Source organism: Bifidobacterium parmae, assembly GCF_002860365.1.
Classification (GTDB): Bacteria; Actinomycetota; Actinomycetes; order Actinomycetales; family Bifidobacteriaceae; genus Bifidobacterium; species Bifidobacterium parmae.
Map to the genome: position 1 here is coordinate 16,262 of NZ_NMWT01000022.1, position 24,783 is coordinate 41,044.

Annotated in this window: 18 protein-coding genes; all 18 read left to right on the forward strand. The window is 65.6% G+C overall.

All coding sequences use genetic code 11. The features are described from left to right. Window positions 1–37 precede the first annotated feature (37 nt). On the forward strand, window positions 38–964 hold the full coding sequence (locus Uis4E_RS07605; RefSeq protein ID WP_207764560.1) for a DUF362 domain-containing protein: 927 nt from the start codon (window positions 38–40) through the stop codon (window positions 962–964). 20 nt (window positions 965–984) lie between these two features. Then, complete coding sequence (locus Uis4E_RS07610) at window positions 985–1,572, forward strand: ECF transporter S component (RefSeq protein ID WP_101622592.1); 588 nt, start codon at window positions 985–987, stop codon at window positions 1,570–1,572. 152 nt (window positions 1,573–1,724) lie between these two features. Next, window positions 1,725–2,057: a DUF1893 domain-containing protein gene (locus Uis4E_RS07615; RefSeq protein ID WP_165784910.1), complete on the forward strand. Its 333-nt coding sequence runs from the start codon at window positions 1,725–1,727 to the stop codon at window positions 2,055–2,057. An 89-nt stretch (window positions 2,058–2,146) separates the two neighbouring features. After that, window positions 2,147–3,175 carry a LacI family DNA-binding transcriptional regulator gene (locus Uis4E_RS07620; RefSeq protein WP_101622594.1) on the forward strand — a complete coding sequence of 343 codons (1,029 nt, stop codon included), beginning with the start codon at window positions 2,147–2,149 and terminating at the stop codon, window positions 3,173–3,175. A gap of 286 nt (window positions 3,176–3,461) precedes the next feature. After that, window positions 3,462–4,430, forward strand: a complete 969-nt coding sequence (locus tag Uis4E_RS07625) for a carbohydrate ABC transporter permease (protein WP_101622595.1) — start codon at window positions 3,462–3,464, stop codon at window positions 4,428–4,430. A gap of 19 nt (window positions 4,431–4,449) precedes the next feature. Continuing rightward, window positions 4,450–5,250 (forward strand): carbohydrate ABC transporter permease, encoded by an 801-nt coding sequence (locus Uis4E_RS07630; protein ID WP_101622596.1) that lies wholly within the window; start codon window positions 4,450–4,452, stop codon window positions 5,248–5,250. Window positions 5,251–5,260: 10 nt separating this feature from the next. Next, window positions 5,261–7,336, forward strand: coding sequence for a glycoside hydrolase family 43 protein (locus Uis4E_RS07635; RefSeq protein ID WP_101622597.1), 2,076 nt, complete (start codon window positions 5,261–5,263; stop codon window positions 7,334–7,336). A gap of 33 nt (window positions 7,337–7,369) precedes the next feature. Further along, window positions 7,370–8,698, forward strand: coding sequence for an ABC transporter substrate-binding protein (locus Uis4E_RS07640; RefSeq protein ID WP_101622598.1), 1,329 nt, complete (start codon window positions 7,370–7,372; stop codon window positions 8,696–8,698). Window positions 8,699–9,008: 310 nt separating this feature from the next. Continuing rightward, complete coding sequence (gene rplS, locus Uis4E_RS07645; RefSeq protein ID WP_101622599.1) at window positions 9,009–9,365, forward strand: 50S ribosomal protein L19; 357 nt, start codon at window positions 9,009–9,011, stop codon at window positions 9,363–9,365. A gap of 185 nt (window positions 9,366–9,550) precedes the next feature. Then, window positions 9,551–10,459, forward strand: coding sequence for a signal peptidase I (gene lepB / locus Uis4E_RS07650; RefSeq protein ID WP_101622600.1), 909 nt, complete (start codon window positions 9,551–9,553; stop codon window positions 10,457–10,459). Continuing rightward, window positions 10,459–11,232: a ribonuclease HII gene (locus Uis4E_RS07655; protein ID WP_101622601.1), complete on the forward strand. Its 774-nt coding sequence runs from the start codon at window positions 10,459–10,461 to the stop codon at window positions 11,230–11,232. The genes lepB and Uis4E_RS07655 overlap by 1 nt, the downstream gene beginning before the upstream one ends. A 173-nt stretch (window positions 11,233–11,405) precedes the next feature. Beyond that, entirely contained in the window at window positions 11,406–12,518 is a 1,113-nt protein-coding gene (locus tag Uis4E_RS07660; protein ID WP_101622602.1) for a LacI family DNA-binding transcriptional regulator, read from the forward strand. Window positions 12,519–12,745: 227 nt separating this feature from the next. After that, window positions 12,746–14,389 (forward strand): xylulokinase, encoded by a 1,644-nt coding sequence (locus tag Uis4E_RS07665; protein ID WP_101622603.1) that lies wholly within the window; start codon window positions 12,746–12,748, stop codon window positions 14,387–14,389. A gap of 79 nt (window positions 14,390–14,468) precedes the next feature. Continuing rightward, window positions 14,469–15,161, forward strand: coding sequence for an L-ribulose-5-phosphate 4-epimerase (locus Uis4E_RS07670; protein ID WP_101622076.1), 693 nt, complete (start codon window positions 14,469–14,471; stop codon window positions 15,159–15,161). Window positions 15,162–15,315: 154 nt separating this feature from the next. Then, window positions 15,316–16,833, forward strand: a complete 1,518-nt coding sequence (gene araA / locus Uis4E_RS07675) for an L-arabinose isomerase (protein ID WP_101622604.1) — start codon at window positions 15,316–15,318, stop codon at window positions 16,831–16,833. 479 nt (window positions 16,834–17,312) lie between these two features. Then, window positions 17,313–18,284 (forward strand): CTP synthase, encoded by a 972-nt coding sequence (locus Uis4E_RS07680; RefSeq protein ID WP_243394432.1) that lies wholly within the window; start codon window positions 17,313–17,315, stop codon window positions 18,282–18,284. Window positions 18,285–18,408: 124 nt separating this feature from the next. After that, the gene (locus tag Uis4E_RS07685; protein ID WP_133125429.1) at window positions 18,409–19,665 is read left to right on the forward strand and encodes a hypothetical protein; all 1,257 of its coding nucleotides are present in this window, start codon (window positions 18,409–18,411) and stop codon (window positions 19,663–19,665) included. A 292-nt stretch (window positions 19,666–19,957) separates the two neighbouring features. Continuing rightward, window positions 19,958–24,634, forward strand: a complete 4,677-nt coding sequence (locus tag Uis4E_RS07690) for a beta-L-arabinofuranosidase domain-containing protein (RefSeq protein WP_101622606.1) — start codon at window positions 19,958–19,960, stop codon at window positions 24,632–24,634. Window positions 24,635–24,783: the final 149 nt, after the last annotated feature.

Here is a 24,783-nt window from a genome sequence, read left to right on the forward strand (position 1 = left end):
AACCGGAAGTCCATCATGGAAGGCAAGGAGGCAGCACATGACGACGACCGATACGGGAAGGACGCCCGGAACCCACGAAACCGACTATCCGATGGCGCCGAAGGTCTACTTCACACGCGACATCAGCCCCGGCGGACTGATGCGCGCCTACGAGGCGCTCGGCGCGAAACCGCAAGGCAAGGTGGCCGTCAAACTCAGCTCCGGCGAAGGCGGCAACACGCATTATCTGCAGCCGGCGCTCATCAAGGACCTCGTCCACCATCTCGACGGCACCATCGTCGAATGCAACACCGCGTACGCGGGCACCCGCGACACCACCGAACACCATTGGAGGACCATCAGGGAGCATGGGTTCCTCGACATCGCCCCCTGCGACATCCAGGACGAGGACGGCGAGATCGAGATCCCCGTGGAAGGCGGCAGACGCATCACCGCCGACATCGTCGGCTCCCACTTCCCGAACTACGACTACTACGCCGTGCTCTCGCACTTCAAAGGCCACATGATGGGCGGCTTCGGCGGGGCGCTCAAGAACATCTCCATCGGCATGGCCTCATCGCGCGGCAAGAAGCGTCTCCATTCCGGGCAGGACGAGATCCTCGCCAACCCGTTCAGCGGCGACCAGGACGCGTTCCTCGAAGCGATGGCCGAAGCCGCCACCGCCGTGTTCAACACGCTCGAAGGCAGGATGTGCTTCGTCAACGTGATGAACAACCTGTCCGTCGACTGCGACTGCGACGGCAACCCGCACGCGCCCGTCATGGCCGACATCGGCATCTGCGCCTCGCTCGACCCGGTCGCCGTCGACCAGGCGTGCGTCGACATGGTGTACGTCTCGCACGACACCAAGGAACCGCTGATCGAACGCATCGAATCGCGCCACGGCATCCACACCATCGAACACGCCGTCGAGATGGGCCTCGGCAGCCGCGGATACCAGCTCATCGACCTCGACCTGCGCTGACAAACGAAGGAGTCTCCATCATGCAACCGCAATCCACCGCTCCGGCCCGCGCATACGCGCTGCCGTCCGTCACGTTCCAATCCGTCGCCACGCTGCTCGCCGTCGTGGCCGCCGTCGCCCTGCCGCAGGTCCTCCACCTCGCCGGCGCGGCGACGGGCCTCGGCACGATGATCGGCCAGACCCTGCTGCCGATGCACCTGCCCGTGCTGCTCGTCGGGCTGCTCGCCGGTCCGTTCGCGGGCCTCGCCACCGGCGCACTCGCGCCGATCGTGAGCTTCCTCATCACCGGCATGCCGATGGCGCCGATGGTGCCGTTCATGGTCATCGAACTCGCCGCCTACGGTCTGATCGCCGGGCTCCTGCGCGGCGTGCGTCTGCCCGCCGCCGTGCCGTCCCCGATCGGATGGCTGGCCAAGCTCGTCGCCGCGCAGATCGGCGGCCGCCTGGTCGACGCGCTCGCCATCGCCGTGGCCGTCACCCTGCTCGGCAACGCGCAGATGTCGGTCGCAAGCGTGTGGACGGCCGTCGGCGCCGGTCTGCCCGGCCTCGTGCTCCAATGGGTGCTCGTCCCGCTGGTCATGTTCGCCGTGGACCGTCATCGCAGTTGATTCCGCGATCGGATGAGGGGGAGGAACGAAGCCGTCATGGACGACTGGGAACGCGCGAAAAGCACGCTGGCGAAGAATGATTCGCTCGGCTGCGTGGCATGCCGCACGGACGCCGCCGGCCACACCGAAACGCTGACCGGCACGGGCGCGGCGTGCGTCCGCTGCTCGTATGGCTCGCCGAAGGCCGCAGCCTTGCCGGCTTCTGCGCCGCCGACCGCGTGGTAGGCAAAGGCGCGGCGCTGCTCTACGCCCGACTCGGTGCCAAGGCCGTATGGGCCCGCACGATGAGCGAAGCCGGATTCGCCACCCTGCGCGCCCACGGCATCGAAGCCGCCTACGGCACGCTGGTCCCCGTCATCCTCAACCGCGGGCGGGACGGCATGTGCCCGATCGAGCGATCGGTCGAGCACATCGACGACCCCGCAGTCGCCGAACCCGCCATCCGCGCCGCCGTCGCCCGCCTCATGGCGGCGCGCCACCGATAGCGTCGGGACGTTGCCGGCCGGCCGGGCGATACGCGGATTATGTATGCTTGAGTCGGTTGTGAATCATTTCAGGGCGGGGAGGTATCCGGATGGTGACGGGTTCACGTAAGGCGACGCTTCACGACGTGGCGAAACGCGCGCACGTATCGGTGGCTTCGGTCTCGAACTACCTCAACGACTACCCGTACATGAAGCCCGCCACACGTGAACGCATCCGCAAGGCCGTGGAGGAGCTCGGCTATGTCGCCAACAGTCAGGCCCGCAATCTCAGGTCCGGGCGTACCGGCCTCATCTCGTTGTCGCTGCCGGACCTCAACCAGATCTATTTCGCCGAGCTCGCCGAGGAGACCATCAAGCAGGCGCGTGAGCGCGGCTACCGCGTGATCATCGAATCGACCGGCAACGACCGCCGCCGTGAGATCGACAGCGCCCGCGCGATGGCGAGCAATATGACCGACGGGCTGATTCTGAGCCCCACGCAGCTGCGCGCCGAGGACGTCCATGAGCTCGAGGGCGACTATCCGCTGGTGATTCTGGGCGAGCGCATCTTCAACGCGCCCGCGCCCCACGTGGTCATGTCCAACGAGATGGGTGCGGCCATGGCGACCGCCCATCTGCTGCGTGCCGGATGCCGTACGATCGCCGTCGTCGGCGGCACGCTCGACGAGTCGGTGCCCTCGTCGCGCTCGATGCGCACGAAGGGATATCTCGGCGCGCTTGCCGAGCATGGCGTGGCGATGGATCCGTCGCTGATCCGCGAATGCGGGGAGTGGACCAGCGCGGAGGGCGCGAAGGCGGTGCGCGAGATGTTCGCGCAGGGCGTGCGCCCGGACGGCATCTTCGCTCTCAACGACCTGCTGGCATTCGGCGTGATCAGCCAGTTGCGCGAGATGCGCGTGCGTGTACCGGAAAGCGTGCGCGTGATCGGGTTCGACGACATCGACGAGGCGAAGTACACGATTCCCCCGATGACGACCGTCGATCCGGGCCGTACGCGGATCGCCGCACTGGCGGTCGATTCGATCCTCGCCCAGGTCGAGGCGGGGAAGCGGGCGCCCCGCGAGCGCATCGACGTGGATTGCCGTCTGGTGTATCGCGACTCTTCGCCCGAGGTGTGATGGCGCGCGGCGTGTCGCCGCCGGCCGTAAGGGCTTTCACGATATGGGACGGCTGGATTTGACACAGTTCTGAATCGTTATAGAATTGTGACCAACAACCAAATCTGAAACGTTCTAGAAACCGGCGCGCAGCAGCGCCGGCCGGAAAGCGAAGCCGCGAACCGTTTCCCCGGCGTAAAAGCCGCGTGGTCATTGCGAAACCCGATTGCGCCCCCGTTTTCCGTACGCCATTTCTGAAACGTTACAGAAAAGGGATTGCGCAGACGGAAACCCAAGGGAGGTCATTATGTCGGCAAGTCGAACCGCCGCCACCGCCGCACGGGCGGTACGGCCCGGCAAAGCGAAGGCGGTGAGCGAAGCCAGGGGAGGGGAGTCGATGAACTCGTGGCGGGCCAGACTGCGCCCGTACCTGTTCATCGCGCCGCTGGTCATCCTCTCCGGCGTGTTCATCTACTACTGCATCGGATTCACCGTGGCCACGTCGTTCACCGACTGGGACGGCATCTCCGACGAGATGGACTTCATCGGACTGAAGAACTACGCCAAGCTGCTCGCGCCCGGATCGGTGTTCTGGACGGCGCTGAGGAACAACATCATCTTCATGGTCGTCACCGTGGCGGTCCAGGCCGGACTCGGCCTCATCCTCGCCGTCATCCTCAAGGAGCGGCTCCCCGGATCGAACGTCTTCAAGGCCATCTTCTTCATGCCGATCGCCATGGCGCCGGTCATCATCGCCGCCATCTTCCGCATCATCATGGACCCGAACGTCGGCGCCATCAACGAGGCGCTGCGCTTCCTGCACCTCGACGCCCTGGCCCAGAGCTGGCTCGGCGACCCGAAGATCGCGCTCTACTCGATCTGCGCCATCAACATCTTCGAATGGATGGGCTTCTCGATGATCATCTACTACGCGGGGCTCATGTCCATCCCGGAGGACATCTACGAGGCGGCCAAGATCGACGGCTGCGGATTCTGGAACACCCTGTTCCGCATCACCATCCCGAACCTGTCCGGCACCACCAACACGCTCATCCTGCTCGGCATCGTCGGCTCCCTGAAGACCTTCGACATCGTCATCCAGACCACCGGCGGCGGCCCCGGACGCTCCACCGAATTCCTCAACACCTACCTGTACAAGGCGGGCGTGCAGCAGTTCAACGGCGGCCTGTCCGCGGCCATCGGCGTGATGGTGCTCATCATCGCCGTGGTGCTCTCCATCATCCAGGTCGTCGTCAACAACCGGGCCAACCGGTGACACGGGAAAGGAACGCATCATGAAACGCAAAGCCGGCACCACGACCATCATGTACGTGGTCCTGTTCTTCTTCCTCGCCATCTGGCTGTTCCCCATCGTCACGGCCATCGCCAAGTCCCTGCAGGTGGGCGGCGTCGAAAGCTACCGTTCGGTCATCGCCAACCCGGACGTGCACTACTTCCGCGTGGTGTTCAACTCGCTGTTCATCGCGCTGGCCACGGCCGTCGTGGTAGTGTTCATCACGTCGCTCGCGGGCTTCGCCTTCTCCAAGATGAAGTTCGCCGGCCAGAACGTCATCTATGTGCTCATGCTCGCCTGCATGGCCGTGCCGATCGCCTCGGTCACCATGCCGCTGTTCTTCACCATCAAGACCTTCGGCCTGACCAACACCTACCTCGGCATGATCATCCCGCTCGTCGCGTTCAACGCCCTGCAGATGCTGCTGCTGTGGCGCAACTACTTCGACGGCATCCCCAACGAGCTCATCGAGGCGGCGCGCGTGGACGGCTGCTCCACCTGGCGCATCTACCTGCGCATCCTCATGCCCGTGTCCACCCCGATAATCGCCACCACCGGCGTGCTCACCTTCGTCTACTCCTGGAACGAATACCTCATCCCGTTGCTGCTCATCCGCGACGAGACCAAGTACACGGTCACGCTCGCCTCCACCTACTTCATGGAGACGCGCAGCCAGACCCCGGAGATGGTCGCACAGGAGTACGCCGCCCTGATCCTCATGACCATCCCGTCCATCATCGTCTACCTGATCAGCCAGAAGTGGCTGCAGTCCGGCATCACCGCCGGCGCCGTGAAGAGCTGAGGTGAGCGTGATGACTGCACACGCATCCACGTCCGCCCCAGCCACGCTCACCGGCCGCACCTACGCCAACCCGGTGCCCTACGCCGACGGCCGCGCGCACACCGCGCCGGACCCGTTCGTGATCCGCTACCGCAGCCTCTATTACTGCTACGCCACCGACGAGCATGGCGTGCTCGTCTCCACCTCGCCCGACCTCACCGTCTGGACGAGCCGCGGCTACTGCTACACCGAGCCCGGGCGCAAGAACTACTGGGCGCCCTCCGTCATCCTCCTCAACGGCGTGTTCCACATGTACTTCTCGAACATGCCCGAAGACGAGACGGACCCGCACACCGAAATCATGCGCGTGGCCACGAGCGACGACCCGCTCGGCCCGTTCGTCAAGCAAGCTGAACTGTTCGACACCTTCGCCATCGATTCGCAGGTCGTCATGGGGGACGACGCGCGGCTCTACCTGCTGTACGCCGACAACCAGGCGCGCGGTCTGAGCGACGTGCGCCCCGGCACCTCCGTGATGGTCGACCGGCTCGTCACCCCCTTCCGCCGCGCGGGCGAGCCGAAACCGCTCATCACGCCCACGATGGATGAGGAGATCTTCGCCCGCAACCGCTTCGGCGACGGACGCGACTGGCACACCGTCGAAGGCGCCACCTACTTCACCTACCGAGACAAGGCGTTCATCACCTATTCGGCAAACGCGTACGAGCACGAGGATTATTTCGTAGGATACTCCGTCGCCTCGCTGCCCGCCGCCCCCGCAGACAGGCGCATCGACGCCCTCGACTGGCGCAAGCAGCTCAACGCCGGCCGTTTCGACCCGCTGCTCATCCGCTCCGACCGCGTGGAAGGCACCGGCCACAACTCGCTCGTCAAAGCGCCCAACGGCGTCGACGACTGGCTCGTCTACCACGGGCGCAACGCCGATGACGAACTGTACGTCGGCACCGAACAGCGCGTCATGCGCATCGATCCGCTCTACCATGCGGAAGGGCTGCTCGACACCGACGGCCCCACCTCCTCCCGCCGCGTCGCCCCGCTCGCCGCCGACGCCGCCGCGGACTTCGCCCACGGCGTTCCCGACGACTGGACCGTGATCGGCGGCGAGGCACGCGCCGTCGACGACGCCGGCCTGCCCGCGCTCGAAACCGACGCCGCCGCGAACTTCGCCGCGCTCGCGCCGATCGACTCCGCCACGCAGACCGTCGGTGCGTGGGTGAAGGGCGGCACGGCGCCGTTCGGCAGCCGCTATGGCCTCATCGTGCGGTGCGGCGGCGTGCGCGACCTGACCGGCGTGCGGATCGATGCCGGCGCCCGCGGCATCGTCGTCATCGACATGGCCGACGGCATCGCCCGCACGCGCACCTTCCCGCTGCCCGCCGACGTCGACCCGGGCGCGTGGCACGAACTCGTCGCCGTGCGCGCCTACGAACGGCTCGGAATCCTCCTCGACGGCCGATACGTAGGCGAGACGACGATCAGTCCCGACCCCGGCCGTGCCGGCATCGTCGCCACCGCGACGCGCGCCCGGTTCGCCGCGTTCACGGTCACCGACCACGTCGACCTGTGGGGGAAGGCGATGGCCGACGTCGACCGTGAGATCGAGGCGAAGGACCCGGCCCGTCTCGCCGACGGCGAACTCGCCGCATGGGGCGTGCGTCCCGCCACGTTCGTGGTGCGGCCGGGACTGACAGGCCGGCGCTTCGTGCTCGACTTCGCGTTCCGCACCGACCGCGCCGAGACGCTCATCGGCATCGACGGCTACCGCGTGACGTTGGGGACGAGACGGGTGGAACTGCTGCGCGACGGCGTGCCGATCGCCGCCTCGCCCGAACCGGTGCGGCTGCGCGAGACGGGCGACGACGTGTGCCACGACGGCGAAGGCCGGGCGTTGCGCACCATCCGCATCGCCGCCGCGAACGGACTGCTGCGCGTCCACACGCGCGGCCGCGGATGGACGTTGCCGTTCGACGGCGTCGTCGACGACCGCATCCGCATCACCCTCAGCGGGTCGGCGCTCGCCGGCTACGCGAGGACCTCGCTCGGCCCCATCGTCGGGGCAGATGCGACGCAAGCCACGACGAAGTGAACCAAACCCAAGGAAAAGGAAAAGGAGAACACCATGTTCACCATGAAGAAGGCGATCGCCGCCATCGGCGCCATCGCGATGTCCGCAGGACTGCTCGCCGGATGCGGCGCCGGAGGCGGCGACTCCGCCGACGCGGGCCTCGGCACCAAGGACGATCCGGTCGAACTGACCTTCTGGACCTGGCAGCCCACCGACGCCCAATGGAAGACCATCTACGCGGCCTTCCAGAAGAAGTACCCGAACATCAAGATCAAGTGGTGGCGCACCTCGGAGATCGCCGACTACCAGAAGAAGCTGCAGACCTCGATGGCCGGCGGCGAAGGCCCCGACGTGTTCGGCCTGCAGGCCGGCAGCCTCGTCGAACAGTACGGCCGCTTCGCCGAGGACATGAAGTCGCTCGCCGACAAGGACATGTCCGGCTGGGACTCCAAGGTCTCCGAGGGCGCCGTCGCGCAGGTGACCGACAAGGACGGCAAGATGGTCGCCATGCCGACCATCACCTCCGGCTCCGAATACATCCTGTACAACAAGACCCTGCTCGACGAGAACGGCGTCAAGGTGCCCACCACCTACGACGAGCTCGTCAGCGCGAACAAGGAGCTCACCTCCAAGGGGCTCATGCCGATGGCGCTCGGCGCCAAGGACGGCTGGCACCTCGACGACATCTTCGTGTGGCTGTCCAACCAGTACGGCGAAGGCGACGTGTACAAGGCGGCCGCCGGCAAGGCGAAGTTCACCGACCCAACCTTCGTCAAGACGATGAAGGCGTGGAAGCAGATGATCGACGACGGCCTGTTCCAGGACGGCGCCGTCGGCACCGCCACCTACCCGGACGCCCGCGACAACTACTTCTACGCCCGCAAGACCGCGTTCTTCCCGACCGGCTCCTGGCACGTGACCGCCACCATCCCGAACGACGAGACCAAGGGCACCGCCGTCGAGAAGGACGAGATCGGCATGATGGAGTTCCCGCAGGTCGGCGACAAGGACGCCGGCCCCACCACCGGCGTGGACTTCGCGCTCGCCGTGAACAAGGACTCCAAGAAGAAGGCCGCCGCCATGAAGTTCATCGAGTTCATGACCACCGGCGAAGGCCAGCAGGAGTGGGTCGACACGCTGCAGGGCTCTCCGGTCGACAAGGACGTGACCGCCAAGCTGCCCGACGACGCCTCCGAGACCGCCAAGCAGTCCGTCGAACTCGTGACCAAGGGCCAGGCCGCCTCCAAGCTCGAACGCAAGCTCACCTCGCAGGAGCTCAACGACGAGATCGGCGTGCAGATGCAGAACATCTACACCGGCGACGCCACCGTCGATTCGGCGCTCAAGGCGATCCAGCAGGTCAACGAGGGCCTGGACCGCTGACGGCCCGGACTCCCCGCCCCGCGTTCTCCGCGATTCCACGACCCCTGTCCCGGCACGGCAATATATTGGATGATTGCTGTGCCGTGGCGGGGGTCGCCGCATAAACCCCCGTCGCACAAGGTCCAGCCGGTCCGCCTTAAGGCGCGTTTCCCGGCGGATCGGCACCCCTCGCAGGCAGACCTGCGGGGAAGGAACATCGGTGTGCGCACCGAGACCGGGCGGAACGAAACGCCCGGAGCCCGCGGAACGACGCGGGTCGTGCGCGCGCCCCGTCCGGTGGCCGATATGCGGCGGCACCTAAGGAACAATCATGGTCAACGCCATCGAGGCTTTCGACGCCAAGCACATGAAGCCGGCCGAGGAGATCCCGACCTTCCGTCCCGGTGACACCGTCGACGTGAACGTCAAGATCAAGGAAGGCAACAACTCCCGTATCCAGACCTTCACCGGCGTGGTGATCGCCCGCCAGGGCGCCGGCGTGCGCGAGACCTTCGTGGTCCGCAAGATCAGCTTCGGCACCGGTGTGGAGTGTCGCTTCCCGCTGCACTCCCCGTCCATCGACTCCATCAAGGTCGTGCGTCTGGGCCGCGTCCGTCGCGCCAAGCTGTACTACCTGCGCGCGCTGCGCGGCAAGGCCGCTCGTATCGTCGAGCGTCGCGCCAAGTGAGTCGTCCGAGTCGCTGACTCGCGCGAAGCGTAGAACGGTCCGGAACCTCCGCGGTTCCGGACCGTTCTCGTATCTCCGGCGCCCGTGCGCCCCGTGCGCGTTCGGTGCGCGTCACGCCCCCGGCATGCGCGTGTGCATGCGCCCTATTACGATGAATGGAGTTTTCGCGGGGAACAGGAGGGCACATGCCATACGAGAACGACGAGCGCGACCGCCACACCGTCCAGGTGGCCGACCACGGCGTCGACCCGACCGCCATGCCGTCGGCGTCGGCCGCGGGCGCCGCGGGCGCCGCGAGCGAGGCGGCGACGACGGACGCACGGCGTCGGCAGGCGCGCAGACCGCGCCGCGACGACGGCTTCTCCTGGCGCGACACGCTCATCTGGTGCGGCATCCCGATCCTCGTCGTGATCCTCATCCGCGTGTTCCTCGTCGGCTTCTACGAGATCCCCACACGGTCGATGGAAAGCACCATCGAACCCGGCGACCGCGTCGTCACCTACAAGCTGGCGACCAAGACCACCGGCGTCAAGCGCGGCGACGTCGTCGTCTTCCACGATCCGGCCGGATGGCTCGCCAACGAACAGTCCACGAGCCCGCTCGCCGGCGACTATCTCATCAAACGCGTCATCGGCCTTCCCGGCGACACCGTCGCCTGCGCAGGCGACGGCCAGCCGATCACGGTGAACGGCGTCGCCATCACCGAGACCGCCTACCTCAAGAACGGCGTGCAGCCGAGCGCGTTCCCGTTCAGCGTGACCGTCACCGCCGGGCACGTCTTCGTCATGGGCGACAACCGCGCCAACTCCGCAGACTCCCGCTACCATCAGGACGACGGCGACCACGGTCTCGTCCCCATCGCCAACGTGGTCGGCGTGGGCCTGTGCCGCTACTGGCCGTTGAGCCGTCTCGGCTCGCTCGACGCGCACCACGAGGTGTTCGCCGACGTGCCGGACGCGAGCGCCTCCGCCGCGACCGGCACATCCGATGCGACCGGCACCGCCGACACGTCCGGCGACGCGACCGACGGCACGTCCGATGCGGACGTGACGACCATCGACCCGAAGCACGCGAACGACGGCGTGGGCAACTGATGATCACGCCGACGCTCGACCTCGAACGGGAGCTCGCCTCCCGAGGCTACGACCTCATCGCCGGATTCGACGAAGTGGGACGCGGCGCGCTCGCCGGTCCCGCGATGGTCGGCTGCGCCATCATCCGCGCACGCGACCTGACGGGGGAGAGGACGGGCGATGCCGGCGCGGACGGTGCCGGTCCCGTCTCCGCTCTCGCCGTGCCCGCCGGCGTCGCCGATTCGAAGCTCCTCACCGAACGCCGCCGCGAGGCCATCTACGACGAGCTCACCGGCTGGGCCGCCGCGTGGGCGGTCGGCGCGGCGAGCAACGCGGAGATCGACGAGTGGGGCATCGGCCACGCGCTCGGCGTCGCCGCGCTGCGCGCGCTCGCCGAGGCGGAGTCGAAGCTGGGACTCGACGCGCCGGGCGTGTCGGCTGCGTCGAACGCGACGAACGCCGCGGGGGAGCGGCGCGTGCGCGTCGGCGCGATCCTCGACGGGCCGTACGACTACATCACCAAGGCGCTCAACACGTTCGACGCGCCCGACGTGCCCGTCCCCGCCGACGTGACCACCAAGGTGAAGGGCGACCGTTCCTGCGCGACCGTTGCGACCGCCGCCGTCATCGCGAAGGTGACGCGCGACCGGCTGATGGAGCGTCTCGCGGAACGCCCGGAATACGCGGCGTACCAGTGGGCGCACAACAAGGGCTACGGCACGGCGGTGCACAAGGCCGCGATCGCCGCGCAGGGCCCGTGCGACCTGCATCGCGTCTCCTGGAAGCTCGTCTGACCGGCGGCCGATCGGTGGGCGATCGGTGGGCGTCGGCCGCGGCGATCGGCGGACGGTCGGCGTCGCGACACGCACGACACGGGAAAACCAGCGTGTGAACGTTCACGTGTCGCGGCGGTTTTCGCGCTACACTGCGTAAGTCAGTGCAGTGCCGCGCGAAAGGAGAAGAGGTTATGTCCGCTCGCCGCGCCAACAAAAGGCCGTCGATGTTCGAGGTGGCGAAGCTCGCCGGGGTGAGCCACCAGACCGTCTCCCGCGTCATCAACAATTCCCCGGACGTCTCCGACGCCACGCGCGCACGCGTCAAGGCCGCGATCCGCGAACTCGGCTACCGCCCCTCCAACTCGGCGCGCGCCCTCGCCTCCAGCCGGTCGCGCACCATCGGCCTGATCGCCGGCGGCCTCAAGTTCTTCGGCCCGATCTCCGCGATCTCGTCCATCGAGTCGATCGCACGCGGCCACGGCCTGTTCATGAGCGTGATGATGGTGCACGAGGCGCTGTGCACGCAGGCCGAGTTCGACGATCTCATCGACACGTTCAACGAGCAGAACGTCGACGCGTTCATCTTCCTGACGCCCACCGACGTGATGCTCGACGTCGCCTGCCGCGCGCGCGTCAGCCAGCCGCGCGTCATCGTCACCTCGACGCACGGCGGCATGAGCATGCGCGAGGCGCGCTCGCTGCTGTCCTCCGACGATCTGGAACGCACGTCGTTCGTCGGCATCGACCAGTGGGGCGCGATGGCCGACGTGATGCGGCTGGTCAAGTCCGCCGGCCATCGCCGCGTCCTCTATCTCGCGGGCCCGCACGACTGGCGTGACGCCGCGACGCGTCTCGCCGCGTGGGAGACGCTCTCCGGCGCGGAGTCGATCCAGACGCAGGTGATGCGCTGCGACACGTGGGATTCCGGCGAGGCGTACGCGAAGATGAACCGTCTCATCGACACGGCCGGCGTGACCGGCGCGAAACTGCCGACCGCGGTCGTCGCCGCGAACGACGCGCAGGCGGTGGGCGTGGCGCGCGCCGTCCAGGAGCACGGGCTGCGCATCCCGCAGGACGTGAGCCTTGTCGGCTTCGACGACATGACCGGCATGGACAACCTGTTCCCGCCGCTGACGACCGTGCGCCCCGACTTCGAGGGGCTCGGCACGGCGGCCATGCGCGAGGTGCTGCGGCTGCTCGGCGAGGGCCAGGAGCCTTCGCTGCCGAACTCGCAGCATGGCGTCGGACTGGTGCCGGCGACGGTGTGCGACCGCATCTCGCTCGGACCGGTGCCCCGTGTGTGAGGCCGCGGGGACGCGGGGCGCTGGGCCGCGGGGTATCAGACGCGCCGATGACCTGTTATCAAACCGTTATCTTTCAGGGCACGTCGGGGTTGTGATACGGCCATGGGGCCGTTACAATGAATACGGAAATTGTGAGCGTTAACGGCCACCCAAGGAAGGGGTGCGGTCAGCGCCCAAGGAACGACGATCGGGCGGTGATGGCCGGCCGGTCAGAAGGAGTCCACAGAATGGCAGCAACGAACGCCTCCGAGCAGGTCGCCACGATCGCGGAGAAGATTCGCGCCGGCAAGACCTCGCTGGGCATCGAATTCGGTTCCACGCGCATCAAGGCGGTCCTGATCGACGACGAATACAAGACCATCGCCTCCGGTGACTACGGCTGGGCCTCCCATCTGGAGGACGGCCTGTGGAGCTACTCCAAGGAGGAGATCTGGAAGGGCCTCCAGACCGCCTACGCGTCCATGGCCAACGACGTGAAGACCGCCTACGGCGAGACCCTCAGCCACATCGGCCACATCGGCTTCTCCGCCATGATGCACGGCTACCTCGCCTTCGACAAGGACGGCGAACTGCTCGTGCCGTTCCGCACCTGGCAGAACACCAACACCTCCGAAGCGCACAAGAAGCTCTCCGAGCTGTTCCAGTACAACATCCCCGAGCGCTGGTCCATCGCCCACCTCTACCAGGCCGTGCTCAACAAGGAGGAGCACGTCGGCAAGGTCGCGTACTTCACCACGCTCGCCGGCTACGTCCACTGGAAGCTCACCGGCCAGAAGGTCCTCGGCGTCGGCGACGCCTCCGGCATGTTCCCGATCGACCCGACCACCCACGACTACGAGACCGAGTTCATCGAGAAGTTCAACGCGCTGCCCGAAGTCGCCGCCCAGCCGTGGAAGCTCACCGACCTCCTGCCGAAGCCGCTCGTCGCCGGCACCCCGGCCGGCGAGCTCACCGCCGAAGGCGCCAAGCTGCTCGACCCGTCCGGCGCGCTCCAGCCCGGCGTCGTGCTCGCCCCGCCGGAAGGCGACGCCGGCACCGGCATGGTCGCCACCAACTCCGTGCGCGTGCGCACCGGCAACGTCTCCGCCGGCACCTCCATCTTCGCGATGGTCGTGCTCGAGCACAAGCTCAAGGCCCTCCACCCGGAAGTCGACCTCGTCACCACCCCGGCCGGCGACCTCGCGGGCATGAGCCACGCCAACAACTTCACCTCCGACCTCAACGCGTGGGTCGGCCTGTTCGGCCAGTTCGCCAAGGCCATCGGCAACCCGGTCGACGCCGGCACCCTGTACGGCACGCTGTTCCGCGCCGCCATCGCCGACGACGTCGACTCCAACTGCGGAGGCCTGCTCAACTACCCGTTCCGCTCCGGCGAATTCCTCGCCGGCCTGCCGGAAGGCCGCCCGCTGTTCGCCCGCAGCCCCGAAGCCAACATGACCCTCGGCAACTTCATGCGCGCCCAGCTGTTCTCCGCGTTCTCCCCGGTCAAGATCGGCATGGACGTCATGACCAAGCAGGAGCACGTGCAGATCGACTCCCTCGTCGGCCACGGCGGCATCTTCACCACCCCGAAGGTGGCCCAGAAGATCCTCGCCGCCGCGTTCAACACGCCGATCAAGGTCATGTCCACCGCGGCCGAAGGCGGCGCCTGGGGCATGGCCGTGCTCGCCGACTACCTGTGGCACACCGACGAGGCCCACGACAACCTCGCCGACTACCTCGACGGCTGCGTCTTCAAGGACGCCGAATCCACCACCGAGGAGCCCTACGCGGGCGACGTCGTCGGCTTCGAGGACTTCTTCGCGCGCTTCAGCAAGGGCCTGCCCATCGAGCACACCGCCATCGAGAGCATCGACCTCGAAGACAAGTGAGCGCGGGCCGAGTCCCAAGCAATCCAAGCAACCGCAGATTTTCATAAACGTCAATCCCAATCGGAAAGGAAAACCAATCATGGCAACTTTGGCTGATTACGGTCCCGAGGTGCGTGCCGAGGTCAAGCAGGTGCGCGAGGTCGTGTCCACCCTGCACCAGCAGCTGATCAAGTGGAACCTGGTCGTGTGGACGGCGGGCAACGTGTCGCAGCGTCTGCACACGGCGGACCTGTTCGTCATCAAGCCGTCCGGCGTGCGCTACGAGAACCTGACGCCGAACTCGATGGTCGTCGTCGATCTGGACGGCAACGTGGTCGACGGCACCGAGGCGCCGAGCTCGGACACCGCCTCCCACGCGTACATCTACCGCAACATGCCGGACGTGTACGGCGTGGTGCACACGCACTCCACGTATGCGACCGCGTGGGCGGCGACGGGCCAGAACATCCCGTGCGGCCTGACGATGATGGGCGACGAGTTCGGCGGCCCGGTGCCGGTGGGCCCGTTCCGTCTGATCGGTTCGGAGGCGATCGGCGAGGGCGTCGTCGAGACGTTGAAGAAGTATCCGAAGTCTCCGGCGGTGCTCATGCAGAACCATGGTCCGTTCACGATCGGCAAGGACGCTGAGGGCGCGGTGAAGGCCGCGGCCATGACCGAGGAGGTCGCGCACACGATGTGGGCCGCCCGTCAGCTGGGCGACATCATCGAGATCGACCAGGCCGACATCGACAAGCTGAACGACCGCTACCAGAACGTCTACGGCCAGCACTGAGGGTTTTTCTTCGGCCCCCTCTGGAGGGGGCTCCCGGCGAAGCCGGGTGGGGGAGAGACCTCACAAGAAACAACGGAAAAGACTTTGGGTCCCGTTGCGAAAACGGGACTCGAGATGTGATTCCATCCATCACAACGAAGTAAAGGAAGCAAACATGGTTATGGAGAACCCCTTCGAGGGCAAGGAAATCTGGTTCGGCGTCGGCTCGCAGGACCTGTACGGCGAGGAAGCGCTGCGCCAGGTCGCCGCGCACTCCGCCGAAATGGTCGACTACCTGAACAAGACCGGCAAGATCCCGGCCAAGATCGTCCTCAAGCCGACCCTGAAGTCCTCCGACGGCGTCAAGCAGTTCATGGTCGAGGCCTCCGCCGACCCGAACGTCATCGGCGTCATCACCTGGTGCCACACCTTCTCCCCGGCCAAGATGTGGATCCGCGGCCTCGAAGTGCTGACCAAGCCGCTGCTGCAGCTGGCCACCCAGCACCACAAGGAGATCCCGTGGGAGACCATCGACATGGACTTCATGAACCTGAACCAGGCCGCCCACGGCGACCGTGAGTTCGGTTACATCGTCTCCCGCCTCGGCATCCCGCGCAAGATCGTCGTCGGCCACTACACCGACCCGGAGGTCGCCGAGAAGGTCGGTACCTGGGCCCGCGCCTGCGCCGGCTGGGACGCCTCCAACAATATGAAGGTCATGCGCTGGGGCGACAACATGCGCAACGTCGCCGTCACCGAAGGCGACAAGACCGAGGCCGAGCGCGTCTTCGGCGCCTCCATCAACACCTGGGCCGTCAACGAGCTCGTCGCCGCGTACGACGCCGTCAAGGACGACCAGGTCAAGGAGATCATCGAGGACTACAAGGCCAAGTACGACGTCGACCCGGCCCTGCTGGACGCCAAGTACGACTCCCTGTTCATCGCCGCCAAGGAAGAGGCCGCGATGGTCAACATGATGCGCGCCAACGGCTGCACCGCCGGCGTCGACAACTTCGAGGACCTCGGCGCCCTGCCGCAGCTGCCGGGCGTCGGCCCGCAGCGCTTCCCGTCCGAGTACGGCTGGGGCTTCTCCGCCGAAGGCGACTGGAAGACCGCCGTCCTCGTGCGCATCGGCGCCGTCATGGGCTACGGCCTTGAGGGTGGCGCCTCCCTCATGGAGGACTACTCCTACAACTTCACCGAGGGCAACGAGCTCGACATGGGCTCCCACATGCTCGAGGTCTCCCCGGCCATCGGCACCATCGCCAAGCCGAAGCTGGAGATCCACCCGCTCGGCATCGGCGGCAAGGCTGACCCGGTCCGCCTGGTCTTCTCCGGCAAGCCGAAGAAGGATGCCGTCGTCGTCTCCATGGCCGACGAGCGCGAACGCTTCCGCCTGCTCATGGACGTCGTCGACGTCGTCGAGCCGCAGGGCTCCCTCAAGGAGCTTCCGTGCGCCCGCGCCGTCTGGAAGCCGCAGCCGGATCTGAAGACCGCCGTCCAGTGCTGGATCACCGCCGGCGGCTCCCACCACACCTGCATGACCACCTCCGTCGGTCGTGAGGCCTGGGAGGACTTCGCCCGCATCGCCGGCGTCGAGCTCGCCGTCATCGACGACAAGACGACCGCCCGCCAGTTCGAGAAGGAACTGCAGCTGTCCGAGATGTACCACCGTCTCGACAACCGTCACTGATCGGCGGAGTGTCCTCGTCGTTGCTCCTCGGTCGACGTACCTTCGTACGCCTTCCTTCGGTGCGCCTGGAGGACACACGCATCAATCAATGCCGGCAAGTCGTCACTGATTGACGGCGGAACGTTCGTTCCGCTGACCGATTGGTAGTTCAAGGGTCCACCCCATCCGGGATGGACCCTTGTTCGTTCCCTGCCTGTTCCTAATTCCACGCCGTCGTTCCTTTCCCTTCCGTCGTTCCTTTCCCTTCTGTCTTTCTTTTTTCCTTCTTTCCTTCTTTCCTTCTTTCTCTTTTCCTTCTCTCACTTCCCCTCTCTTTCTTCCTCCAGACACCTCCCCGTACCAAACCCCCGTTATCCTCGATTTACAGCGCCAAACACCCGGAATGGCACCATCAAAACGGGTGTTTGGCGCTGTAGATTCCGGATAACGGGGGTTTCGTCCCCGAGATTCGCGGCGCCGAACCCCTCTACAATGAGGACATGGTAAGGCATCATGCGGTTGATGCGCTGTTCGCCCAAGCGCGTCGGGAGAAGCGTTGCGTCGTGGCTCCCACGGACACCGAATTCAAGGCGATTCAGCGTCGCATGCGTTCCGGCGCCATCGTGAAGCCTTTCCGTGGGTTGTATGCGCAGACCGACTATTGGAATGCCCTCGACCGTTACGAACGGATCCGTCACATCGTCCGCGCATTGGCCAAGCGTCATCCCGATTGGGTGTTCAGCGGTCCCACCGCGGCCGTCATGCATCGGTTGGACTGTTCCTATCGTCTGGCATGGCCGTTGCACGTCGTTGGATCTCCCGACGCGCACTACCGCAACACCAGTCGGTTGAGGCGGTATGTCATCTCCGACCCCGAGGTCGTTGAGTTGGAAGGTGTGAAGGTGACGGGGTTGCTGCGCACTCTGTTCGACTGCGCTGCCACCTTGGATCTGAGGTATTCGCTGGCCCCCATCGACTCGTCGGTACGTTCCGGTTTCGTCGATAAGGACGTTCTGCTCGCGTATCCGTCATCGGTGAAGTATTCCAGTCATCGCCGAACCGTCATGCGGGCGTTCGATCTGGCGGACGCGCGCAGCGAGAACGGCGGTGAATCGTCGGCACGGGGCATGCTGCATGACATGGGTTGTCCTCCGGACGATATCCAGGTCGAATTCCCGTGTCTGGACTATCCGAATCGCCGCCATCGCGTCGATTTTCTCTGGAGGATATCGAGAGATGGGACGTCGGATGATGGGCAGGTGGCATTGGAATTCGACGGAACACGGAAATACGTCGACCCGGACATGACCTCCGGCAGAGCGATCCGCGAGGTCGTCGACGATGAGCGCCGTCGGCAGCAGTGCCTGGAGCGGCAGGGCCTATCGGTCGTCCGCATGCACGCCAACGAGTTGGACGCCCCATGGCGTGTCATCCACGAGCTGGAGGAACAGGGCGTACGGAGAACGAAGTGATGGGGCGGACTGGTACGGGCATCTGGGTGACTGCAATCGATATCATGAATGTTGAGGGATTCGCCCATGCGCCGCTATGATAAAGACTTGGAACGTGGGGCATCAATCGAGGGGGATGAATGATATGGGCAATGGCGTCAACGCAGCGGACAATGCGGTGACTCGAGCGGATGGGCGCCGGAATCCCAGCCGGAAGGAAATCGCGAAGAGCCTGTCCTCCATCAAGGTGAAACTCGAGTCCTTGGACATCGACGTCGATACGGACAAGGCGATCGCCATTCCTCTGGATCAATTGCCGGCGCTGGGAGTGGCGTTCGCATCGTTGCCCAACGCTATCCGTACGGTTGTCGGCTCAGTGTCCGTTCCCGATAATCTGTTCTTCGTCAATGACGCTTTCGGCAATCCGCTTAACGCGGCGGCTCTGCAGCACTTCAAGGATGGGTCGGGTCTTCTGGCGTCGTTCAGGGACGCGATCAACGGATTCGGACAGGCGCGACTGCATGAGGCGGCGGGCGGTGCCTTCCAGACCACCGGAGTCATGCCTTATGACCCCACGATGCTATTCATCGCCGCAGCGATCATGCAGATCAACGGCAAACTCGATGCCATCCAGGACACACAGCGTAGGATGTTCCGGTACCTCCAACAGAAAGACAAGGCCCAGCTGCGTGGAGACGCCGAAACGCTCGTCGGCATTCTCAACGACTACCAGTACAACTGGGACAATGACGTATGGCGGGACAACAGCCATATGAAAGTGCTCGACATCAGACAGGACATGGCGACGTCGAGTATTCATCTACGTGCGCAGATCTCGACATTGCTAAAGGAAGGAGGATTCCTCGAGGTCCGTGGCGTCGTCGGCAAACGATCGGACGATATCGCCGATGTGATGAAGGAATACCAGCTCGCCACATACAATCATGCGTTCGCCTCGTTCCTGGAACCTATGTTGAGCGAGAACCTTGATGCGGAATACCTGACGAAGATCGCCGACGACATCGAAGATCGTAGGCTCGACTATCTCCGTTTCTACACGGATTGCTACAACGCGATCGAGAAGAAATCCAACGAATCGGTCGAAGGCAGGTTGCTTGACGGTGTCTCGTTCCTCGGGAGAAAACTCGGCGAAACGATCTCCTCTACACCAATCGGCGACCATATTCCGGTAGACGACACGTTGATCGGCATGGGTGATGCCGTGAATCGGTTCAACATGGAGCGGACCGATGCGCTGCTCGCAAGGATGCGCGATGCGCGTCTGCCGCATGTGCGGCCGTTCTGCGAGACGGTGCGGATGCTGAACCGTCTACACAATGCTCCGATGGTGATGGCGGCGGATGGCGATGACCTCTATCTGCTGCCGCAGAAGAGAGCATAAAGCTACGCGCCATCCGCACGAAAACGCACGCGAAAGCGTTTTTCTTTTACAAGAAATGCGTTCTGTCAATTGCGACACGCGGTGAAACCCTTTTCTCAATGCGGGATTTCTCTCATTGCTATAGACTTGTGGGCGTTGGTTCGAGAGCGTTCACAGTCAATGGAGACAAGGGCTGTAAACGCTAACGAGGAAGAAGCCGACGGCACGGTGAGAGACAACCCACAACGGTGTTCAAGTTCACATCGTGCGAACGTCATGCGCACCGCATGCGCACGTCATGTAAGGAGAGAATGTGCTCGAACACATCCGAGACCACACGCTGAAGAGCCGCGTATTCCGTGCGGCGGTCGGCGTGCTGGCCGCATTGGCCATGCTCGTCACCGCGCTGCCCGCGCAGGCGGCGGTCGACTGGGCGGGCAAGAAGCTCGTCAACCTCGCCCTCTACGCCACCGCCGGCGCGGACAAGGAGAACACGCCTGTGGCCAACGTGAACAACGGCTACCTGGCCGGCGCGGCCGCGACCTCATGGAACACGTGGGCGCAGGGCGGCGTCGACTATCCGACCAAGGTGTGGCTCAAGTGGGACGCCCCGCAGCAGTTGTCCGGCTCGCGCGTCATCTGGTGGGCCGACAGCAACGACATCACGTCCACGGACAACGTCACCTTCCCGAAGTCCGCGACCATCGAATACCTCGACGACGCCACCGGCGAGTGGAGGCGGCTCACCGGCATGGCCGACGAGGACAACAAGGCCACCGACCGGATGGGCGTCAAATACGACACGGCCGACGGCAACGGTCTCAACGGCGCCAACAAGTACTGGAACGAGGTGCTGTTCGCCGCCGACGTGACCACCACGCAGATCCGCATGACGATCGAACGCAACGGCAGCGGCAGGAACGGCATCGGCATCAGCGAATGGGAGGTGTACGGCGCGCAGTCCGAGGACTTCCAGCCCGGCATCGCCCAAGGCAAGAACATCGCGCCCGAAGGCGTCGTCTCCGCCGGCTACACGAACTCCGGCACGTCCACCGCCAACGTCAACGACATGAACCTCGCCACCGACTCCAAGACCTCATGGAACACGTGGAAGCAGGCCGGCGACCTCACATACCCGCAGCCCATCGAGCTCACCTTCGACGAGCCGCGGAACATCCAGAGCATGCGCGTCATGTGGTGGGCCGACGGCGGCGGCGTCCGATACCCGAAGAGCGCCAGGCTCCAGTACTGGGACCACGCCGCCGAACAGTGGACGGACGTCACCGGCATGATCGACGCCGACGGCAAGAGCGTCGACACGGTCGGCGTCGGCACCACCGACGGCGCGACGCTCGGCAAGAACCGCACGTGGAACGGCGTCGCCATCGACGCGAAACACCCCGTCAAGACCACGCGCATCCGCCTGCTCGTCGACCGCCCGGACGGCGTCGACGCCAAGACCGGCATCGGCATCGGCGAATGGGAGGTGTACGGCGAGACCGTCACCGACGAGTTCGTCGCCGCGAAGGTGACCGGCAAGGCGAAGATCGTCAACGGCGAGAACGCCACCTACACCGCGTCCCCGCTGCCTTCCGGCTACGCGGGCGACTTCGCCTACCAGTGGAGCACGGAAGGCGACGCCCTCTCGATCGTCGGCGACAGGACCGGATCCACCGTGACCGTCGCCGGCGCGAAGAAGGGCGAGGGGACCGTCAAGGTCGCCATGACCGACAGGACCAGCGGCGAGACGCGCACGGCGACCGCCTCCGTCGCCGTCGAGGAGGTCACCGGCGTCGACACGTACAAGACGTCCACCGTGGCCGGCACCGCGCCGATCCTGCCGAACAGCGTCGTCGTCGACGGCATCCAGTTCGACGATTCGACGCCCTCCACGCACAACACGGGGCAGAAGACCGTCTCCTACGACTTCGGCGAGACCTTCGACTCGAAGCTCATGCCCGTCACGTGGGACAAGGTCGATCCGGCCAAGTACGCGGCCGACCAGGTCGGCAAGACGTTCACGGTGACCGGCACCGTGTCCGTCAACGGCGTCGAGTTCCCCGCCGAGGCGGAGATCACGGTGAACAGCAAGGTCGCCGCCTCCACGGCGAACCAGTCCGTCACCTTCGAGAACGTGACCCTCACCGACGACTTCTGGAGCCCGAAGCAGAAGGTCAACATGATGAAGTCCCTCGAAGTGTCGATCGGGCACATCGAGGAGGCGTCCGGCGGCGAACCGAACTTCGAGAACGCCGTGAAGAAGCTCAACGGCGAGGAGTATTCGGCGTTCCAGGGCTTCGTGTTCCAGGACTCCGACATCTACAAGTCCCTCGAGGCGATCAGCTACACGCTCGCCGCGATGAAGGACGAGACCGACCCGGCCGTGCTCGAGCACAAGGCGCGCCTCGAGAAGAAGCTCGCCGAATGGGTGGACCTCATCCAGAAGGTGCAGTACGCGGACGGCTACATCAACACGCACTTCACGCTGCGTTCCTCCAGCTACTCCGGCGGCCGCGCCCCCGGCACCCACCGCTGGCGCAACTTCAACAACCACGAGATGTACAACGCCGGCCACTTCATCGAGTCGGCCGTCGCATACACCCGTTACCGCGAAGGCATCGGCGACCCCGACTACAGCCTGTACGTGGCCGCCAAGCGCTACGCGGACGAGATCGTGAGCCTGTTCGGGCCGAACGGCACCCGCCACGAGGTCCCCGGGCACGAGGAGATCGAGCTCGCGCTCGCCAAGTTCTCCGAACTCGTCGAACAGCATGAGGGCGAAGGCGCCGGCGACAAGTACGTCCAGACCGCCAAGACGCTCATCGACCGCCGCGGCGAGGATCCGAAGCTGCGCGACAGCCAGTACGACGGCTACTCGTCCGGCCAGCGCGAATACTCGCAGGACGCGCTGCCGTTCACCGAGGAGACCAACGCGGTCGGACACGCCGTGCGCGCCAACTACCTGTATGCGGGCGCGACCGACGTCGCGCGTCTCGTCGGCGGCGAGACCGAGACCTCGTACCTGCACGCGCTCGACGAGGTGTGGGATTCCGTCGTCAACCGCAAGTCGTACGTCACCGGATCGATCGGCGTGGCCAGCCACGGCGAGGACTTCGGCGCCGACTACGAGCTGCCCAGCAACGACTCCTACGCGGAGATCTGCGCCTCCATCGCCCTGGCGAACTGGAACCTGCGCATGAACCTCGTGCACGAGGACGCCAAGTACGCGGACGTCGTCGAACGCGCCATGTACAACGCGATCCTCGACGGCGTGAACCTCGAAGGCGACCGCTTCTACTATGCGAACAGGCTCGAACTGCCCACCAAGAACGGCGGCACGCTCGGCCGTTCCAGCTGGTTCGCCTGCGCCTGCTGCCCGCCGAACCTCATGCGCACGCTCGCACGCCTCTCCGAATACATGTACACGACGCACGGCGACAACGTGTTCGTCAACATGTACATCGGCAGCGAGGCCACCATCAGCGTGTCCGGCGTGAAGGTCGGCGTCACGCAGAAGACCGCCTACCCGAACGACGGCAACGTCGAGATGACCGTCAGCCCCGAGCAGTCCAAGGAGTTCACCCTCAAGGTGCGCATCCCCAGCTGGCTCAAGGGCCAGAGCGACGAGACCCCGGTCATCAAGGTCAACGGGAAGAAGGTCAAGGCCGAGGCCGTCAAGGGCTACGTGTCCATCGACCGCACGTGGGTCAAGGGCGACGTGGTCTCCCTCGGGTTCCCGATGGAGATCAAGCTCACCGAGGGCAACGAGAAGGTCTCCGACCAGCAGGGCAAGGTCGCCATCGAACGCGGTCCGCTCGTCTTCTCGATGGAGAAGGCCGGCAACGCGCAGCTCAACAGCGGCATCGCCAACTTCGACCCGCGCAAGATCCAGATCCAGCGCGGCGAGAAGAGCACGCTCAAGGCCGCCGAAGGCACGCTCATCGAAGGTATGGACGCCAGCCGCATGATGATCATCACCGGCAAGGCCAAGTACGTGGACGGCGACACGTCGCAGGACATCGACATCCAGGCGATTCCGTTCTACGCGACCAACAACCGCTCCGACGGCACCACCTACGTGCAGAACAGCAACTCCACCGGCATGGTGACCTGGACGAAGGCCGCCGGCACGGCCAAGGTCGACACGGCCGCCCTCGAATCGGCGCTCGCCGAGGCCAAAGGCTATGAGGCCGCCGACTATGAGGCCGACGAGGCGTGGGATGCGCTGCAGAGCGCGATCGACGCCGCCGGGAAGCTGCTGAAGAAGACCGACGCCACGCAGGCCGAGGTCACCAAGGCCACCGCCGACCTCAAGAACGCGATGGCTTCGGTCACGGCGAAGAGCGTCCAGCCCGAGGCGACCGTCGAGAGCATCGCAGTCACCAAGGCACCGGACAAGACGACCTACACCGTGGGCGACGCTGGCCCGGACCTGAACGGCCTCGAAGTGACCGCCACGCTCTCCGACGGCACCACCAAGGCGCTGACCTACGGCGACGACTACGAACTGGCCGACCCGTCCGGCTTCGACACCACGACCGCCGGCGAGAAGACCGTCACCGTCGCGCTCAAGTCGGATACGACGAAGACCGCCACGTTCACGGTCACCGTCAATCCGACCGAAGGTAACACGGTCAACAAGTCGGCGCTCGAATCCGCGATCGCCGCCGCGTCCGCGCTCAAGGAGGCCGACTACACGCCTGTCACGTGGAAGGCGTTCCGCGCCGCGCTCGAGAATGCGATCAGCGTCCACGACGACGCGACCGTCTCGCAGACCGACGTGAACGACGCGCTCGCCAAACTCGAGGCGGCGAGGAAGGCGCTCAAGCCCGCGCCCGCCGCCGGCAAGCAGGACGGCACGCTCACCGGCGGTGGGACCGGAGGCCTGTCGCGCACCGGCACGGCCGTCGCCGGCCTCGCCACGGCGACGCTCGCGCTCGCCATGGCCGGCCTCGCGTTCCTGTCCATCCGCCGCCGTCGCCGCGAGTGATCCGGCGCTGATCGTCCGCCCATCGGCGTCGGGTCCATGCCATCCTTGGCACAACGACGACGCCGATGCGGGTCCTGGCGTCGTTGTTGTGCCAAGGATGGCCGGCGGCGACGCAAAACGAGCCCTTGGCGTCGTCTCCGGCCAGTGAC

What these genes read in the sequence shown, in the direction of transcription:
- Uis4E_RS07605 (WP_207764560.1), top strand. Translation starts at nt 38, where the DNA reads ATGACGACGACCGATACGGGAAGGACGCCCGGAACCCACGAAACCGAC.
- Uis4E_RS07610 (WP_101622592.1), top strand. Translation starts at nt 985, where the DNA reads ATGCAACCGCAATCCACCGCTCCGGCCCGCGCATACGCGCTGCCGTCC.
- Uis4E_RS07620 (WP_101622594.1), top strand. Translation starts at nt 2,147, where the DNA reads ATGGTGACGGGTTCACGTAAGGCGACGCTTCACGACGTGGCGAAACGC.
- Uis4E_RS07625 (WP_101622595.1), top strand. Translation starts at nt 3,462, where the DNA reads ATGTCGGCAAGTCGAACCGCCGCCACCGCCGCACGGGCGGTACGGCCC.
- Uis4E_RS07630 (WP_101622596.1), top strand. Translation starts at nt 4,450, where the DNA reads ATGAAACGCAAAGCCGGCACCACGACCATCATGTACGTGGTCCTGTTC.
- Uis4E_RS07635 (WP_101622597.1), top strand. Translation starts at nt 5,261, where the DNA reads ATGACTGCACACGCATCCACGTCCGCCCCAGCCACGCTCACCGGCCGC.
- Uis4E_RS07640 (WP_101622598.1), top strand. Translation starts at nt 7,370, where the DNA reads ATGTTCACCATGAAGAAGGCGATCGCCGCCATCGGCGCCATCGCGATG.
- rplS (WP_101622599.1), top strand. Translation starts at nt 9,009, where the DNA reads ATGGTCAACGCCATCGAGGCTTTCGACGCCAAGCACATGAAGCCGGCC.
- lepB (WP_101622600.1), top strand. Translation starts at nt 9,551, where the DNA reads ATGCCATACGAGAACGACGAGCGCGACCGCCACACCGTCCAGGTGGCC.
- Uis4E_RS07655 (WP_101622601.1), top strand. Translation starts at nt 10,459, where the DNA reads ATGATCACGCCGACGCTCGACCTCGAACGGGAGCTCGCCTCCCGAGGC.
- Uis4E_RS07660 (WP_101622602.1), top strand. Translation starts at nt 11,406, where the DNA reads ATGTCCGCTCGCCGCGCCAACAAAAGGCCGTCGATGTTCGAGGTGGCG.
- Uis4E_RS07665 (WP_101622603.1), top strand. Translation starts at nt 12,746, where the DNA reads ATGGCAGCAACGAACGCCTCCGAGCAGGTCGCCACGATCGCGGAGAAG.
- Uis4E_RS07670 (WP_101622076.1), top strand. Translation starts at nt 14,469, where the DNA reads ATGGCAACTTTGGCTGATTACGGTCCCGAGGTGCGTGCCGAGGTCAAG.
- araA (WP_101622604.1), top strand. Translation starts at nt 15,316, where the DNA reads ATGGTTATGGAGAACCCCTTCGAGGGCAAGGAAATCTGGTTCGGCGTC.
- Uis4E_RS07680 (WP_243394432.1), top strand. Translation starts at nt 17,313, where the DNA reads ATGGTAAGGCATCATGCGGTTGATGCGCTGTTCGCCCAAGCGCGTCGG.
- Uis4E_RS07685 (WP_133125429.1), top strand. Translation starts at nt 18,409, where the DNA reads ATGGGCAATGGCGTCAACGCAGCGGACAATGCGGTGACTCGAGCGGAT.